At 70.7% G+C, this 14,094-nt stretch carries 14 protein-coding genes; 3 read left to right on the top strand and 11 right to left on the bottom strand.

Going from position 1 to position 14,094, the window contains the following annotated elements; genetic code table 11:
* Positions 1–9 precede the first annotated feature (9 nt).
* The 4 genes from EDF47_RS19890 to EDF47_RS14105 all read right to left on the bottom strand — a co-directional run bounded on the left by EDF47_RS19890 (position 10) and on the right by EDF47_RS14105 (position 5,222).
* Positions 10–165: a hypothetical protein gene (locus EDF47_RS19890; RefSeq protein WP_159570798.1), complete on the bottom strand. Its 156-nt coding sequence runs from the start codon at positions 163–165 to the stop codon at positions 10–12.
* A gap of 178 nt (positions 166–343) precedes the next feature.
* Positions 344–2,860 carry an ATP-dependent DNA ligase gene (locus tag EDF47_RS14115; RefSeq protein WP_133937553.1) on the bottom strand — a complete coding sequence of 839 codons (2,517 nt, stop codon included), beginning with the start codon at positions 2,858–2,860 and terminating at the stop codon, positions 344–346.
* On the bottom strand, positions 2,857–3,747 hold the full coding sequence (locus EDF47_RS14110; protein ID WP_133937554.1) for an SDR family oxidoreductase: 891 nt from the start codon (positions 3,745–3,747) through the stop codon (positions 2,857–2,859). The genes EDF47_RS14115 and EDF47_RS14110 overlap by 4 nt, the downstream gene beginning before the upstream one ends.
* The gene (locus EDF47_RS14105; protein ID WP_131881848.1) at positions 3,744–5,222 is read right to left on the bottom strand and encodes a hypothetical protein; all 1,479 of its coding nucleotides are present in this window, start codon (positions 5,220–5,222) and stop codon (positions 3,744–3,746) included. Before EDF47_RS14105 ends, EDF47_RS14110 begins: the two co-directional genes overlap by 4 nt.
* An 87-nt stretch (positions 5,223–5,309) precedes the next feature.
* Here EDF47_RS14105 and EDF47_RS14100 point away from each other — a divergent pair, with 87 nt between their 5' ends.
* Both EDF47_RS14100 and EDF47_RS14095 read left to right on the top strand, forming a co-directional pair.
* On the top strand, positions 5,310–6,320 hold the full coding sequence (locus tag EDF47_RS14100) for a Ku protein (RefSeq protein WP_123294894.1): 1,011 nt from the start codon (positions 5,310–5,312) through the stop codon (positions 6,318–6,320).
* Positions 6,321–6,389: 69 nt separating this feature from the next.
* Positions 6,390–7,205, top strand: a complete 816-nt coding sequence (locus EDF47_RS14095; RefSeq protein WP_133937556.1) for a hypothetical protein — start codon at positions 6,390–6,392, stop codon at positions 7,203–7,205.
* Between the two features lies 1 nt (position 7,206).
* Here EDF47_RS14095 and EDF47_RS14090 read toward each other — a convergent pair whose 3' ends face one another.
* On the bottom strand, positions 7,207–7,650 hold the full coding sequence (locus tag EDF47_RS14090) for a DUF488 domain-containing protein (RefSeq protein ID WP_123294892.1): 444 nt from the start codon (positions 7,648–7,650) through the stop codon (positions 7,207–7,209).
* Between the two features lie 66 nt (positions 7,651–7,716).
* On the opposite strand from EDF47_RS14090, the gene EDF47_RS14085 reads away from it, so the two are divergent.
* Complete coding sequence (locus tag EDF47_RS14085) at positions 7,717–8,328, top strand: antibiotic biosynthesis monooxygenase (protein WP_123294891.1); 612 nt, start codon at positions 7,717–7,719, stop codon at positions 8,326–8,328.
* Here the strand turns inward: EDF47_RS14085 and EDF47_RS14080 are convergent.
* Genes EDF47_RS14080 through EDF47_RS14055 form a run of 6 tightly spaced genes read right to left on the bottom strand, consistent with a single transcriptional unit; the run spans position 8,325 to position 13,956 of the window.
* Complete coding sequence (locus tag EDF47_RS14080; protein WP_131881852.1) at positions 8,325–8,936, bottom strand: helix-turn-helix domain-containing protein; 612 nt, start codon at positions 8,934–8,936, stop codon at positions 8,325–8,327. The genes EDF47_RS14085 and EDF47_RS14080 overlap by 4 nt on opposite strands.
* On the bottom strand, positions 8,933–9,640 hold the full coding sequence (locus tag EDF47_RS14075) for a DUF998 domain-containing protein (protein ID WP_131881854.1): 708 nt from the start codon (positions 9,638–9,640) through the stop codon (positions 8,933–8,935). The genes EDF47_RS14080 and EDF47_RS14075 overlap by 4 nt, the downstream gene beginning before the upstream one ends.
* Before the next feature lie 19 nt (positions 9,641–9,659).
* The gene (locus EDF47_RS14070; protein ID WP_123294888.1) at positions 9,660–10,604 is read right to left on the bottom strand and encodes a Ppx/GppA phosphatase family protein; all 945 of its coding nucleotides are present in this window, start codon (positions 10,602–10,604) and stop codon (positions 9,660–9,662) included.
* A 9-nt stretch (positions 10,605–10,613) separates the two neighbouring features.
* A complete protein-coding gene (locus EDF47_RS14065; RefSeq protein ID WP_131881856.1) occupies positions 10,614–11,495 on the bottom strand; it encodes a ribokinase in 882 nt (293 codons plus the stop codon).
* On the bottom strand, positions 11,492–12,922 hold the full coding sequence (locus EDF47_RS14060) for an MFS transporter (protein WP_123294886.1): 1,431 nt from the start codon (positions 12,920–12,922) through the stop codon (positions 11,492–11,494). Before EDF47_RS14060 ends, EDF47_RS14065 begins: the two co-directional genes overlap by 4 nt.
* 5 nt (positions 12,923–12,927) lie before the next feature.
* Positions 12,928–13,956: a nucleoside hydrolase gene (locus EDF47_RS14055; RefSeq protein WP_131881858.1), complete on the bottom strand. Its 1,029-nt coding sequence runs from the start codon at positions 13,954–13,956 to the stop codon at positions 12,928–12,930.
* Positions 13,957–14,094 lie beyond the last annotated feature (138 nt).

Below are 14,094 nucleotides of genomic sequence, written 5' to 3'. Positions count from 1 at the left end.
CCCCGGCGGCTACTCGTCGGTCTCGTCGGCGAGGAAGTCCGCGTAGGTCGCTTCGGTGTCGGTCACCACGGCCCCCGGATCGACCGGGATCCGTGCGGCACGATCCCCGTTGATCGCGACGCGTTCCTCGGCCGTGTACGGCGGCAGGTACTTGCTCGAGCTCATCCCCAGGCCCTTTCGTCCCGGCGAACGTAACAGTCGGCGGCGGACCGGCGGCCGGACGGGTGGAAACGTCCCCCGCCCGGGCGCCGGACGGGGGACGGAATTTCGCCACGGGCGGACCCCATGCGCACGCATCAGCGCGTTCGCGAGCTGGCACAGGGCGGCCGGTCCGGCGAGCAGGTCAGTGCTCGCGCACCACGTCCTCGGGGTCCTTGTCCGGCCGCCAGCCCCGCCAGGACGGCTGCCGGAGGCGTCCGTCACCGGTCCACTCGGCGAACTCGACCTCGCCCACCCGCTTCGGCGTCACCCAGTGCGCGTCCCGTGCGTCGATCCGGGGCACGTCGACGAACGGCGAGGCCTCCCGGTCGAGCGGTCGCAGCGCTGCGGCGATCTCGTCGAGGTCGCGGTCACGGAACCCGGTGCCGACCTTGCCGACGTACTCGAGACCGTCCGGACCGGGCACGCCGAGCAGCAACGAGCCGATCCCACCCGCTCGACGACCACTGCCAGGCTTCCACCCACCGACCACGACTTCCTGCGTGGCGTGGTGCTTCAGCTTCAGCCAGGCCTCGGACCGCCTGCCCTCGGCGTACTTCGAGCTGCGCTTCTTCGCGACGACCCCTTCGAGGCCCTGCTCCTGCGACGACGCCATCACGCCGTCGAGGTCACCCTGCGAGGCCGGCGGCACGTCGATCGCCCCGCCGGGCTCGACGACCGTCTCGAGCGCTTGCCGCCGGGCGTCGTACGCCAGGCGGGTGACTTCGTGCCCGTCGGCCTCGAGCACGTCGAAGACCAGGAACCGCACGGGGGTCGTCTGCTGCGCCGCCCGCACCTCGCGCGCCTTCGTCAGGCCCATCCGGTTCTGCAGGAGCTGGAAGCTCGGGCGCCCCCGGTCGTCGAACGCGACGATCTCGCCGTCGAAGACGCCGTCGACCCCGGCACGGTCGCCGAGTTCCTGGAGTTCCGGGTACTGCTCCGTCAGGTCGTTGTCGTTCCGGCTCCGCAGCGTGACCGAGCCGTCCCGGACGGTGGCGAGCGCACGGACGCCGTCCCACTTCATCTCGAACGCCCAGTCGGCCGGGTCCAGCCGGGGTGCGTCCTTCGCCAGGGTGGCCTGCATGGTCCGTCGGTCCCCTGGAGCGGTGTCCGCGGGGCTGGCTCCGCTGATGCGCCGCTGTCCGTCTCGGTGCGCGGCAGAGGGACGGGAGGCCCGCCCCGCGTCCGTCGCGCCGCCGGCGTCCGCCAGCCGGTCGGGTTGCTCCTTCGTGCGGTGGATGAGCCAGTTCTTCTCGTCGCCCGCCCCGCCCCGGCCGCGGGTGTGCAGGAGCGCCAGTCGGCGAGCGCCGCCGGTCCGACCGTGCAGGGTGACGATGACCTCTTCGCCCTCGCGCCACTTCTCGAGCTCGTAGGTGCCGTCGTCCCAGAGCGTGACCGTGCCGCCGCCGTACTCGTCCTTCGGGATCGTGCCCTCGAACGCGCCGTACTCGAGCGGGTGATCCTCGGTCTGCACGGCCAGGTGGTTCTTGCCCGGGTCGGTCGGTTCGCCCTTGGGCAATGCCCAGCTCACCAGCACACCGTCGTGCTCCAGCCGGAAGTCGTAGTGGTCGCGGGTGGCGTGGTGCTCCTGGATCACGAACGTCGGGGTGCCGTCCTTCCGGACCGTGGGGGCTCCTTCGGGCACCGGCTCCGGCGTCTTCGAGGCGTCGCGCTTCGCGCGGTAGGCGGTGAGCCGGTCGCGAGCCGGCTGCTCGGCCTCGTTCGCACGCTCGGTCCGCTCGCTGTCCCAGTGACCGTGGTCGTCGCGCCCGACGGCAAGCGAGGCGGAGGCGACCGGGTGCAGGTGGTCCCCGTGCGCCTGCAGGCGTTCGAGGACCTCGTCCAACGTGAGCTGCGCGAGCCCGCGTTCCTCGAGTTCCTTCCAGGTGCGGGGTGCTGCGACCGTCGGCCGCTCGCGGCCGCGCAGCGAGTACGGCGCGATCGTCGTCTTGTTGCCGTTGTTCTGCGACCAGTCGACGAACACCTTGCCCGTCCGCTCGGCCCGGCTCATCGACGACAGCACCAGGTCGGGCAGGTCGTGCTCGAGCGCCTTCGCGAGTTCGTGCGCGACGTCGGAGACGTTCGCCGTGGTCGACCGGCCGTCGAGGGCGGCGTAGAGGTGGATCCCCTTCGAACCGGAGGTCACCGGGTACGGGTCGAGCCCCATGCCGTGCAGGATCTCGCGTGCCGCGACCGCCACCTCGACGCACTCGGGCAGGCCGACGCCCTCGCCGGGGTCCAGGTCGAGCACGAGCCGGTCCGGGTTCTGCTGCCCACCGCGCGGGCCGAACCGCCACTGCGGCACGTGCAGCTCCAGCGCGGCCTGCTGCGCCATCCACACGAGGGTCGGCAGGTCGTCGACGATCGGGTACTCGTTGTCGTGCTCGGAGTGGTGGATGGTGTGGTGGCGGACCCAGTCGGGCGCGGAGTCCGGCAGGTTCTTCTCGAAGAAGACCTTGCCGTCGACGCCGTTCGCCCACCGCTTCCGGGTCACTGGACGGTCCTTGACGTGCGGGATCATCCACGGCGCCACACGCTCGTAGTACTCGATCACCCGCCCCTTGGTCGTGCCGGTCTCGGGGTAGAGCACCTTGTCCGTGTTCGTCAGCGCCAGTCGCCGATCGCCGACCAGGACGACGGTCTTGCGGGCCGCCGGACTCACAGCGCCACCCCGGTCGCTCCCGCCACCGTCAGGGTCGTGCCCGAGGTGTACGACGACTCCGGCCCCGCCAGGTACACGTAGGCGCTGCCGAGCTCGACGGGCTGCGCCGGCCGGCCGAAGGGGGTGTCCTGGCCGTACCGTGCGATCTCGTCGCCCGGGTAGCTGATCGGCTGCAGTGGCGTCCACACGGGCCCGGGCACCACGGTGTTCGCTCTGATGGCCTTCGCCGCGAGCTGCCGCGCGAGGCCGTTGGTGTAGGTGGTGATCGCGGCCTTCGTCGCCGCGTAGTCGATCATGCGGTCCTGCGGCTGGTACGCGGACACCGAACTCGTCGTCACGATCGCGCTGCCCGGCGCCATGTGCGGCACGGCAGCCCGGACCAGCCAGAACAGCGAGTACAGGTTGACCTTCATCGTGCGGTCGAAGTCCTCGGTCGACTGCTCGGTGACGTCCTCGTGCACCAGCTGGTGTCCGGCGACCAGGACGAGGGCGTCCAGCCCGCCGAGGTCGCGCACCGCCGTCCGGACGAGTTCGTCGCAGAAGCCCTCGTCCGTCAGGTCACCGGGCAGCATCACGGCGTTGCGACCGAGGTCGGCGATGACGTCACGGACCTCGGTCAGGTCGTCGATCTCCTCTGGCAGGGAGTTCAGTGCGACGTCGGCCCCTTCCTTCGCCATCGCGATCGCCGCGGCTCGGCCGATGCCGGAGTCGGCACCCGTGACGAGCACGCGGTACCCCCGCATGCGCCCCGTGCCGAGGTAGGAGACCTCACCGTGGTCGGGCGGCGGGTCCATCGCACTGGCCAGCCCGGACCCCTGCTGCGTCTGCGCGGGGAACGGCGGCCTGGCGAACTGCGAGCGCGGGTCCTGCTTGTCGAGCTGGCTCATGCGCCCATCGTGCTCGCGTCGACCGGTCGACGGTCCAGCGAACCCGGATCTGTGGACGACTCACTCGACGCGGCTGCACTCTCGCCTCCGCCGGCGACGGTGCGGCCGGGCGCGCCAGCGAGTCGCCACGCTTCGTCCGCCCGCCGGATGCGGCGATCGGCAAGCCAGAGGCACACAGCGGCCCACACGGACAGCGGCCCCAGCGCGAGTCCCGCGGCCACCCCGACGAGCTGCGCGACCACCGAGGTGGTCGTCGTGCCGACCACGCTCGTCAGGATCCAGGCCGCCGTGAACGCAATCACGACCGACGCGGTCGCGTACGGCCAGCTGCCGCGACGGACCGGACGGCCGGCCGCCGCGAGCCCAGTCGCCAGGCGGTGGTCATCGGTGATCCGCACGACACCGGCCGCCACGGTGACGCCGACGAGCGTGGTGATCCATGCGATCGTCGCGACGCTGAGGAACGGAGCCGCGACCGGTACGAGAGCGACGACACCGACGACGGCAGCGCCGCCGAGGAGGACGACCGCACCGATGGTCATCAACCGGTCGTGCAGCGGGACGCCACGCGTGAGTGCGGACCGTACCCCACCGATGACCACCGCCAGGAGCATCAGCCCGGACACCGCTCCGCCGAGCAGCACGGACCAGGAGGTCGGGAGGTCGTCGGCGAGCTGCGCCGTCCAGGCCCACAGGGCACGGATGGTGCCGGTCTGCCAGAGGGCCACGAGCGCGAGGACCACCAAGGTTCCGAGCGTCATCACGACGCGGAAGCGCGGTGGGAGGGCTCGGAGGTCCGCCGCGGCGGCGCACAACCGATGCCGCGCGGGGCCGACCAGCGCGGCGAGGAGTGCGAGGACTGCCGCGGAGGTACTGATCTCGCCGGCGGCGTCCGCCACACCCCGCGACGTGCCGCCGGCGACCACGACCGCACTCAGCAACGCACCGCCGCCACCGACCCAGGCGGCGAGATGCCCGGACAGACGGAGACGTCGTCGGTCGGTGGCGGCGCGGACGAGCCACACAGCGGCGTCGACGAGCGATCGGAGCTCGTCCGTGCACCCGGCCAGCCGTGTCCTCCAGAGCGCCGCGCGCAAGGTCGGCGCCCCCTTCAGGGCACGGTCGTGAGCGTCGAGCCGCCGGACGGCGTGCGCCCTGGACCGCACGACGAGTTCCGCACGCGTCCGACCGGGGTCCCGGAGCCATGGCTCGAGCGCGACGAGCGCCTCCGTCCCGGGTGGTGTCGGGTCGTCGCGAGCCGGCAGCAGCGCGGCGATCTGCTGTCGTTGCGCCTGCGACACCGCACCGCCCGAGCGCAGGAAGGGCATCAGCCACCGTGCTGTCCGGTCGTCGATCCGCTGCTGCAGGTCGGCCGGTCGCAGCGCTCCGCGCACGAACACGAGCAGCGTCCCGACCGCCACCACGACCCCGGCTCCGGTCAGCGACTGCACCGTCCGCATGATCCCCTCGAACATGTGTCATGGGTACCAGCGACCGCGGACATCCCGTCGCATCCAGCGACACTGCGGGCGCTCCCGTGCGGACACGGGCATCATGTGCGCATGAGGTCGATCTGGAAGGGCTCCATCGCGTTCGGGCTCGTCAACGTGCCCATCAAGGTCTACGCGGCCACTGAGACGCACGACGTGTCCCTGCACCAGGTCCACGACGAGGACAAGGGCCGCATCCGCTACAAGCGCGTCTGCGAGTTCGGGCACGAGGTCGAGTACGCCGACATTCAGCGCGCCTACGACGACGGCGACAAGACCGTGGTGCTCACTGCGGACGACTTCAAGCAGCTCCCCGAGGAGCAGTCGCACGAGGTCGAGGTGCTCGAGTTCGTGCCCGTCGACCAGGTCGACCCGATGATGTTCGAGAAGACGTACTACCTGGAGCCCGACTCGCGCTCGCCGAAGGCCTACGTGCTGCTGCGCGAGACCCTGGCGAAGACCGACCGGCTCGCGATCGTGCAGTTCACGCTGCGCCAGAAGACCCGGCTCGGCGTGCTGCGTGTTCACGACGACGTGATCCTGCTGCAGGGGCTGCTGTGGGGCGACGAGGTCCGAGCCGCCGACTTCACGGCGCTGGACTCGTCGGTGAAGGTCAGCGCGAACGAACTGAAGATGTCCTCGTCGCTCGTCGAGAGCATGTCGACGGACTTCGATCCCGACCGCTACACCGACTCCTACCAAGAGGAACTGCAGCAGCTCATCGACGCCAAGCTCGACGCCGGTGACGACATCGACACCGAGAAGACGTTCGGCGCGAAGGAGGACGAGGACGACGAGGGCGAGGGCGGTGACGTCCTCGACCTGATGGCCGCCCTGCGTGCGTCCGTGGACAAGAAGCGGACAGGAGGCTCGGGGTCGCGTTCGGCGTCGAGCTCACGTTCGTCGTCGGGTTCGGACAAGAGCGCGTCTGGGTCCACGAAGAAGGCGCCGGCTGCGAAGGCGCCGGCTGCGAAGGCCGCGGCGAAGAAGTCAACGGCGGAGAAGGCCCCTGCGAAGAAGAAGGCGCCCGCCAAGAAGCCCCCGGCGAAGAAGGCACCCGCCGAGAAGAAGCAGGCGAGCTAGCCCGAGCCGCCCGATGCGGACGGCCTCGCAGCCCAGTATGCTGAGATTTCAGGGCGAGAGGGGTGGCGAATGCCGGAACGGATGCAGGTGCTGGTCACGGTCAAGGCGGCACCCGAGCCCTCGAACACCTACATCGACACGGTCTGCGTTGCCGGCGTGCGCGTCGATGGCGACCGGCGCGACTGGGTCCGCCTGTACCCGGTGCCCTTCCGGCATCTCTCGACAGATCAGCAGTTCAAGAAGTACGACGTGATCGAGGTCGACACGATCCCCGCGAAGTCAGACAGTCGCCACGAGAGTCGTCGACCGATCTGGGACTCACTTCGCGTCACGACCAACCTCAAACAGAAAGCCGCACGCGAACGCGTCCTCTCGACCTTGATCGGCCCGAGCATGTGCGATCTGATTGCGGGAGTGCACCGCCATCAGGACTCTCAGTCCCTCGGCCTTGTGCATGTGGCTCGCTTCGATCGCCTTGTCATCAGCCGGCACAAGGGCTGGTCGCAATCGCAACAGCGGGCGGTCGAAGCCGCAGTTTCACAGCCGACGCTCTTCGACGATCCGGGCTCTGCACGAGCGCCGCTGCAGCCGCCGCGGTTCGTGGTGAAGATCCGGTACCGGTGCGACACCGCGAGTTGCCCCGGTCACGAACCGTCTCTGCTCGATTTCGAGCTGTCGGCGCTGCAGTACCATCAGCGGCACCTTTCGGACGATGCGCTGAAAGCCCAGATCGAGCGCAAGTTCGGCGATGAGCAGTTCAGCTCCGACCGGCGCACATCGCTGTTCGTCGGCAACATCGCCGACCCTCCGAAACGAAGGAGCTTCTCGGCGCTCGGAATCCACCACGTACCGAGGGACTCGGACTGGGGTTCGACGCTCTTCTGAGTCAGACCACGAGGGCAAGCGCCCCGACGCCGAGCGCCTCCAGGACAAGTTCCCGATGACAGTGTGATCCGTCGGCCTCAAAGCACATCAGCGCGACGCGATGGCCGGTGGCGAGCTCCCGGATCTGTGAGAGTGCATCCTGCGCTGCTTCCGATCGCAGGAGTTGCTGGTACGCAGTCCGGCTTGCATCCGCCGCGGGGCCGGTCGTGCTTGCGAAACCATCGCGGTTCGTCTTGGGGTTTCCGAGTGCGCGGAGGTGGCTGTAGCCGAGGCCCGCCGCGCCCAGCCCTGCCCGCAACGCCGTCTTCGAGAGGCCGCGCTTTCGTGAGATCGGGTTCAGTCTGACGTCCACGACGTGGTCTACACCGCGGAGGCGCAGCTTTGCAATGAGTCCGTCGAGGTCAGATCCCTCGTAGCCGATCCCGATGATTCGCTGCGGCGTCATCGGACCAGTCAAGCACGGACGGAGACACGACACGAGCCGGTAACACGCGTCCGCGAGACTGGACCCATGACTCCACAAGAGCCAGGGAGCCTGCAGTCGTCACCCGAGACCGCCGGCCCGCCCGTCACCGTGTCCATCACCCGCCTGGTCGAACCCGACCGCATCCCCGAGGTCACCCACTGGGTGCAGTCCGGCGTGAACCTCGCCAACCGCTACCCGGGGTTCCTCGGCTCCGGGTGGGTGCGGTCCCGGGCGCAGTCCCGCGAGTGGCACATGCTCTACCGCTTCGCCGACCACGACTCGCTGGCCACGTGGGAGAACTCCGACGACCGGCTGCGCTGGCTCGACCTCGGTCGCGACCTGGTCGTGGAGTCCCGCGTCGAGAAACGCACCGGCATCGAGGGCTGGTTCGACGTCCCGCAGGACGCCCCGGCCTCGAGCGCTCCCCCGCGGTGGAAGCAGGCGGTGAGCATCTGGCTCGGCTTCTTCCCGGTGAACCTGGCGTTCACGATCGTCGTCGGGCTGCTCGTGCCGTCGTTCGCGGGACTCGCAGCGCTGCCGCGGGTGCTCATCACGACGCTCGTGCTCACACCGATCATGACGTTCTGGGTGCTGCCCTTCGTGACGAAGCTGATCCGTCCGTGGCTGCTCGCTCCGCCGAGGTCCGAGCGGGCTTAACCGACGAACCCGAGCGGCACGGGCCCACCGTGGCCGAGGGCGTCCCATCCGATCTGCAGCATGTGCGGCCGGGCCTCGGCGGCGGAGGCCTCGGTCTCGTACGTCAGCGCGAGCATCACGATCGCACCGAACGCGCCGGAGACCCGCGCCCGCCGATCGAGCGGGGTGGCCGTGGCGTCGGCCATGTCGATGCCGAACACGTCGAGGAGCGTCGCGGCGACCGGTTCGAGCCGGACGCCGACGTCGTCCCCGCGCCGCAGGGTGAACGCCGCGAGGGCGAGTTCCGCCCACCCCGGCCGGGCGAGTGCGAGGTCGGCGATCCCCGCGAGCGCCGCGGCGTCGCGGGACTCCCCCGCGGGGGCGTCGGAGGCAGCTGCCCGGATCGCCTCGGTCTGCACGGCGCACTGCGCGAGCGCGGCCTCGACGAGCAGCTCCTTGCTCGTGAACCGGGCGAGGATGCCCGCCTTCGAGTAGCCGGCCTGGTCGGCGACGGCCTGCACGGCGGTGTCCTTGATGCCGCGGCGGGCGATGAGTCCGGCGGTGATGTCCAGGACGTCCCCGTTGATCTTCTCGGCAGAGGGCCGAGCACGGCGCGCGGGGCGGGTCATGCGCGGACCGCCGCGGCTCGTGCCGCCCGCCGCCGGGTCCCCGCGACCAGCAGGGTGATCCCGGTCAGGAGCTCCCACGCGACGATCGTGTACACGGACGCACGCTCCCACACGCCGTCGGGGAGCACGTCGATCACCGTCGACGACGAGTCCACGACGAGCATCACGAGGGAGACGAGGCCGAGGATCCCGAGCACGACGCTCGCGATCCGGTAGGCCGCCGGTGCCCGCAGCGCCCGGGACCCGATGCCGGCGGTGATCGCCACGAGGTTGCCGGTCGTGATCGCTGCCGCCGCGCCGAGCACGTGGAACACGATGGTGCCGCCGTCGGTGCTCGTCTGGCTGCCGTGGAACGAGCCGACCAGGACCATCCCGACCAGGTGGACCACGGCGAGGACCGCGGTCGCCACCCGCGCACGGCGGGACGCGGCACGGAACACCGCGACGGCGAGCACCGCTGCGATCCCGAACAGGACGCCCTGCCCGATGAACGTCGTGTTCATGAGCGCGTGCAGCGGTGAGTCGATCCCCCGCCCCTGGAACGCGCCGACGTCGGGGACCCCGAGGTCGGAGATGTAGTTCGTCGCGTAGCTGTAGCCGGGGAACGCCGACGCCGAGACGGCTTCGCCGACGAGCCATCCGACTCCCGCGACCGTCCAGAGTGCGCCGGGGACGAGCGCACGGGGTGTGTCCCTTTTGGTCATGTACTGACCATAATGGTCACTACTGGGAGTTGCCCAGCACCGACAGCTGGTCGAGCCGCTCGAGGATCACGCCCTCGCGGAGCGCCCACGGGCAGATCTCCAGCGCCGGCAGGTCGAAGATGTCGAGGCAGGCCTCGGCCACGAGCGCTCCCGGCACCACCTGGTGCGCACGGCTCGCCGACACCCCGGGCAGCGTCGCGAGTTCGTCGACCGACATCGTCAGCAGCGCCGGCAGCTTCGACCGGAGCACGTCACCGTCGAGCACCCGCGGCACGAGCGGACCGGCACCCGATGGCGCCGCCCCGCAGATCCGCGCGATCGACCGGAAGGTCTTCGAGGTCGCCACGGCACGGTCCGGCCGACCGGCGCGGAGCAACTTGCCGGCGTCGCGGGCGATCTCCACGCGGATCTCGTGCCGGATGCGGCGGACGTCGTCCTCCGTCGGGGTGCCCGCGGCGAAGTACGAGCGGGCGAGCCGTGCAGCACCGATCGGCATCGACCACGCGACGTCCGGCGCCTCGTCGGCGCCCCCGGCGATCTCGAGTGACCCACCGCCGATGTCGAACACCGCGAGACGTCCGGCCGACCACCCGAACCACCGCCGGACCGCCAGGAACGTCAGTCGCGCCTCGTCACCACCGGACAGGACGGCCAGCTCCACGCCGGTCGAGGCCTCGACGTGGGCGAGCACCTCGTCGGAGTTCACCGCGTCGCGCACGGCCGAGGTCGCGAAGGCGAGCATGTCCTCGCAGCCGCGTTCCTCGGCGACGCGGACGGCGTCCGCGACGAACCGCGTCAGCGCGTCGACGCCCTCGGGCGTCACCGCGCCGGCGTCGTCGAGGTGCTCGGCCAGTCGCAGCGGCTGCTTGAACGAGGACGCCGGCAGCGGCGCGGCGCCGCCGTGGGCGTCCACCACGAGCAGGTGGCCGGTGTTGGACCCGATGTCGAGGACTCCCACGCGCATGCCACAACGCTAGCTGCCTGGAGGCCCGTCCTCCGCCCGCAGGAACGCCTCGAGTTCCGCCGTGGTCGGGTACGAGGCCTGTGCGCCCGCCTTGGTCGCGGCGTACGCCCCGACCCCCACCGCGAACCGTGCGGCGTCGACGAGGGAGTCCCCCGCCGCCAGCCGCAGGGCCACCGAACCCATGAAGGCGTCGCCGCAGCCCGTCGTGTCCACCGGCTCGACCCGGACGGCGTCGATCGACACCGGGTCCGCCTCACCGTCGTGCACGACGCAGCCCGAGCCGCCGCGGGTGACGATCGAGCGCGCGACACCGTGCTCGCCGAGCGACTCGGCCTCGTGCTCGTTGACGAGCAGGACGTCGGTGAGCTCGAGCAGCTCGGCGGGGACGTCCCCGAACGGCGACAGGTTCGTCAGCACCGCGACCCCGGCGGCGTGCGCTGCCCGGGCTGCGGCGAGGACGACGTCGATCGAGACCTCGAGGCACAGGCCGAGCACGCCGGCGTCGTCGAATGCGTCGGCGGGCACGTCGTCCGGCGTCAGCGTGCCGTTGGCGCCGGCGGAGATCACGATGGTGTTCTCCCCCGCGGCGTCGACCGTGATGACGGCGGTGCCGGTGGCCACGCCCTCCCGGACGGCGACGTGCGTCGTGTCCGCACCCGCAGCCGCGACGGAGTCGCGGAGCAGTGCACCGTTCCCGTCGTCGCCGACCGCACCGATCATGCGGACCGTGCCCCCGAGCCTCCCGGCAGCCACCGCCTGGTTGGCGGACTTGCCACCCGGCAGGATCGCCAGGTCGGACCCGTGCAGGGTCTCACCGGGCTTCGGGAACCGCTCGGTCCGGACCACCAGGTCCGCGTTGAGCGATCCGACGATCACGATGGTCTGGGTCAACGGACGGTCTCCTTCTGCGGCGCGACGGACGTGGTCTCGGCGCTCTCCGGGCGGGGGATGAGGAACGAGATCGCGAGCGCGGCGGTCGTGATCACGGCACCGAGCAGCATGCCACCCGAGTACCCGGCGGTGCCCGCGGACCCGCCGACCCCGAGCGCGATCTGCAGCGCCGGCAGGACGGCGAAGCTGACCCCGGCACCGAGGTTGAACGCACCGGCGTTCAGACCGGGCAGGAAGCCGGGGTTCGACTCCGGCGAGAGCACGATGCCCAGGCCGTTCAGGATGATGTTCGCGATGCCGGCGTACGTGATGCCGATCAGGACGGTCGCGGTGACCAGGACCGGCAGCGAGTGCACGCCCACCAGTGCCATCAGGACCGTCGAGACGATGCTGCCGATCAGGCCGAAGCGGAGCACGGCGCGGTAGCCGATGGTCGGCGCGAGGCGTCCGGCGAACGGACCGACGATCCAGCCGACCAGCGCGTACGGGGTGAGGAACACCAGCGAGGCGAGGTCGGGTTCCATGCCGAAGCCGGCGTCGCCGTTCTGCGCGAGCGACGTGACGAGACCGTTGACGACCGCGAAGACGCCCGTCATGGTCAGGAACGTCGTCGCGAGGAGCGCCCACGTGGCACGGCGCTTCAGGAACCGGGTCTCGACGAGCGGCTCCTTCACGCGGGACTCGACCGCCCAGAACACCGCGAAGGCGGCGAGCGCGACGACGACACCGCCGATCACCAGTGCCGGGTTGGCGGCACCGAGCTTGCCGGCCTCGTTGAACGCGGTGAGCAGGGCCCCGACCGAGACGACGAGGGGCACGACACCGATCCAGTCCATCCGGGTACCGGCGGACGGCTTCGACTCCACACCCCACACGGCGACGAGCGCCAGCGCGATGACGGTGACGACGGCGATGACCCAGAAGATCCCGCGGAACCCGAAGTTCGTGGCGATCCAGCCACCGGCCAGGGCATCGACCCCGGCGATGCCGCCGTTCACGGCGGTGAGCAGACCGAGCGCGGCGCCGTAGCGCTTCGGGTCGGCGATCTCGTTGCGCAGGACGAGCAGGCAGATCGGGACGACCGGACCGGTGACACCCTGGATGATCCGGCCGGCGAACAGCATCGGCACGTTCACGGCGAGTGCGGCGACGATGCTGCCGACGAGCATCACGGCGAGCATGCCGATCAGGACGCGCTTGCGGCCGACGATGTCGGACAGGCGCGGCAGGAACAGCGAGAACAGTGCCGCGAGCGTGAAGTACAGGGTCTGCGATAGCCCGATGGTGGCGTCGTCGGTCTTGAGCTCGCGCGCCATCGTGACCAGCGCGGGGCTGAGCATGCTCGCGTTGAGCTGGAACGCGATGCACGCTGCGAGGAGCGCCGCGGTGAGGGCGCCGATCGACTTCTTCGTCGATGTGGTGGTCATGGTGCTCAGATCTCCGAGGTCGTGGTGGTGGTCGTGGCGGCGCGCGGGGTCCAGCCGGTGTCAGGGGTCTCGCCGATGCGCTCGAGGGCGTCGACGACCAGGTCCCAGAACCGTTCGTGGTCGAGCTCCATGGCGGCGCTCGTCCGGCAGTCCTCCGGCGCGGGCGCACGGAAGTCGGCGACGGTCATGCCCAGCGTCAGGGTGCCCTGGGTCTCGATGTGGATCGGGACCTTCACGGCGCGGACGATGGTCGGGTCGATGACGTAGGCGACGGCGCAGGGGTCGTGCACCGGCGGGGCGTCGAAGCCCTGGGCGTCCTTGTAGGTCTGGCCGAAGAAGTCGAGCAGCTCGCCGACGAACGCGGCGGGGGCGGTGCCGACGGCGGCGATGCGTGCGGCGACCTCGGGGGTGGCGAGGGCCTGGTGCGTCAGGTCGAGTCCGACCATGACGACGTCCCAGCCGGCGTCGAAGACGATCGACGCGGCCTCGGGGTCGATGACGATGTTGAACTCGGCGACGGGGCTCCAGTTGCCGACGTGCACGCCGCCGCCCATGAGCACGACCTGCTTGACGCGCTCGACGATGCGGGGTTCCTTGCGGGCCGCGAGGGCGATGTTCGTCAGGCCGCCGGTCGGCACCAGCGTGACGGTGCCGGGCTCGTGCGCCATGACCGTCTCGATGATCAGGTCGACGGCGTGCCGCTGGTCGAGCTCGAACGAGGGCTCGGGCAGCATCGGCCCGTCGAGTCCGCTCTCGCCGTGGATGTCCGGCGCGACCTCGATCTGGCGCAGGAGCGGACGATCGGCGCCCGCGGCGAACGGCACCCCGGTGATGCCGGCGATGCGCGCGACGGCGAGGGCGTTGCGGGTGACCTTCGGCAGCGTCTGGTTGCCGACGACGGTGGTGACGGCCAGGAGCTCGATGTCCGGGTTGCCGTGGGCCAGCAGGATGGCGACGGCGTCGTCGTGGCCGGGGTCGCAGTCGAGGATGATCTTCGCGGGCTGGGTCGCGGCGGTCTGGGTCGCACTGGGCACGCTGGGCGCTCCACTTCTTCGGGGAATCGAGGGGTCTGTGCTCGACACGGTGGGGATCCGCGATTCGACAGAGCGTCGTCACGCAGCGCGTCAAGCGTTTGACATCGAAACACGTCAAGCGTTTGACGTCAAGTCGTC

It is taken from the genome of Curtobacterium sp. PhB190 (genome assembly GCF_004365385.1).
Taxonomy (GTDB): domain Bacteria; phylum Actinomycetota; class Actinomycetes; order Actinomycetales; family Microbacteriaceae; genus Curtobacterium.
Note: the sequence above shows the minus strand (reverse complement) of the source record. Positions and strands in the feature narration are given on the sequence as shown.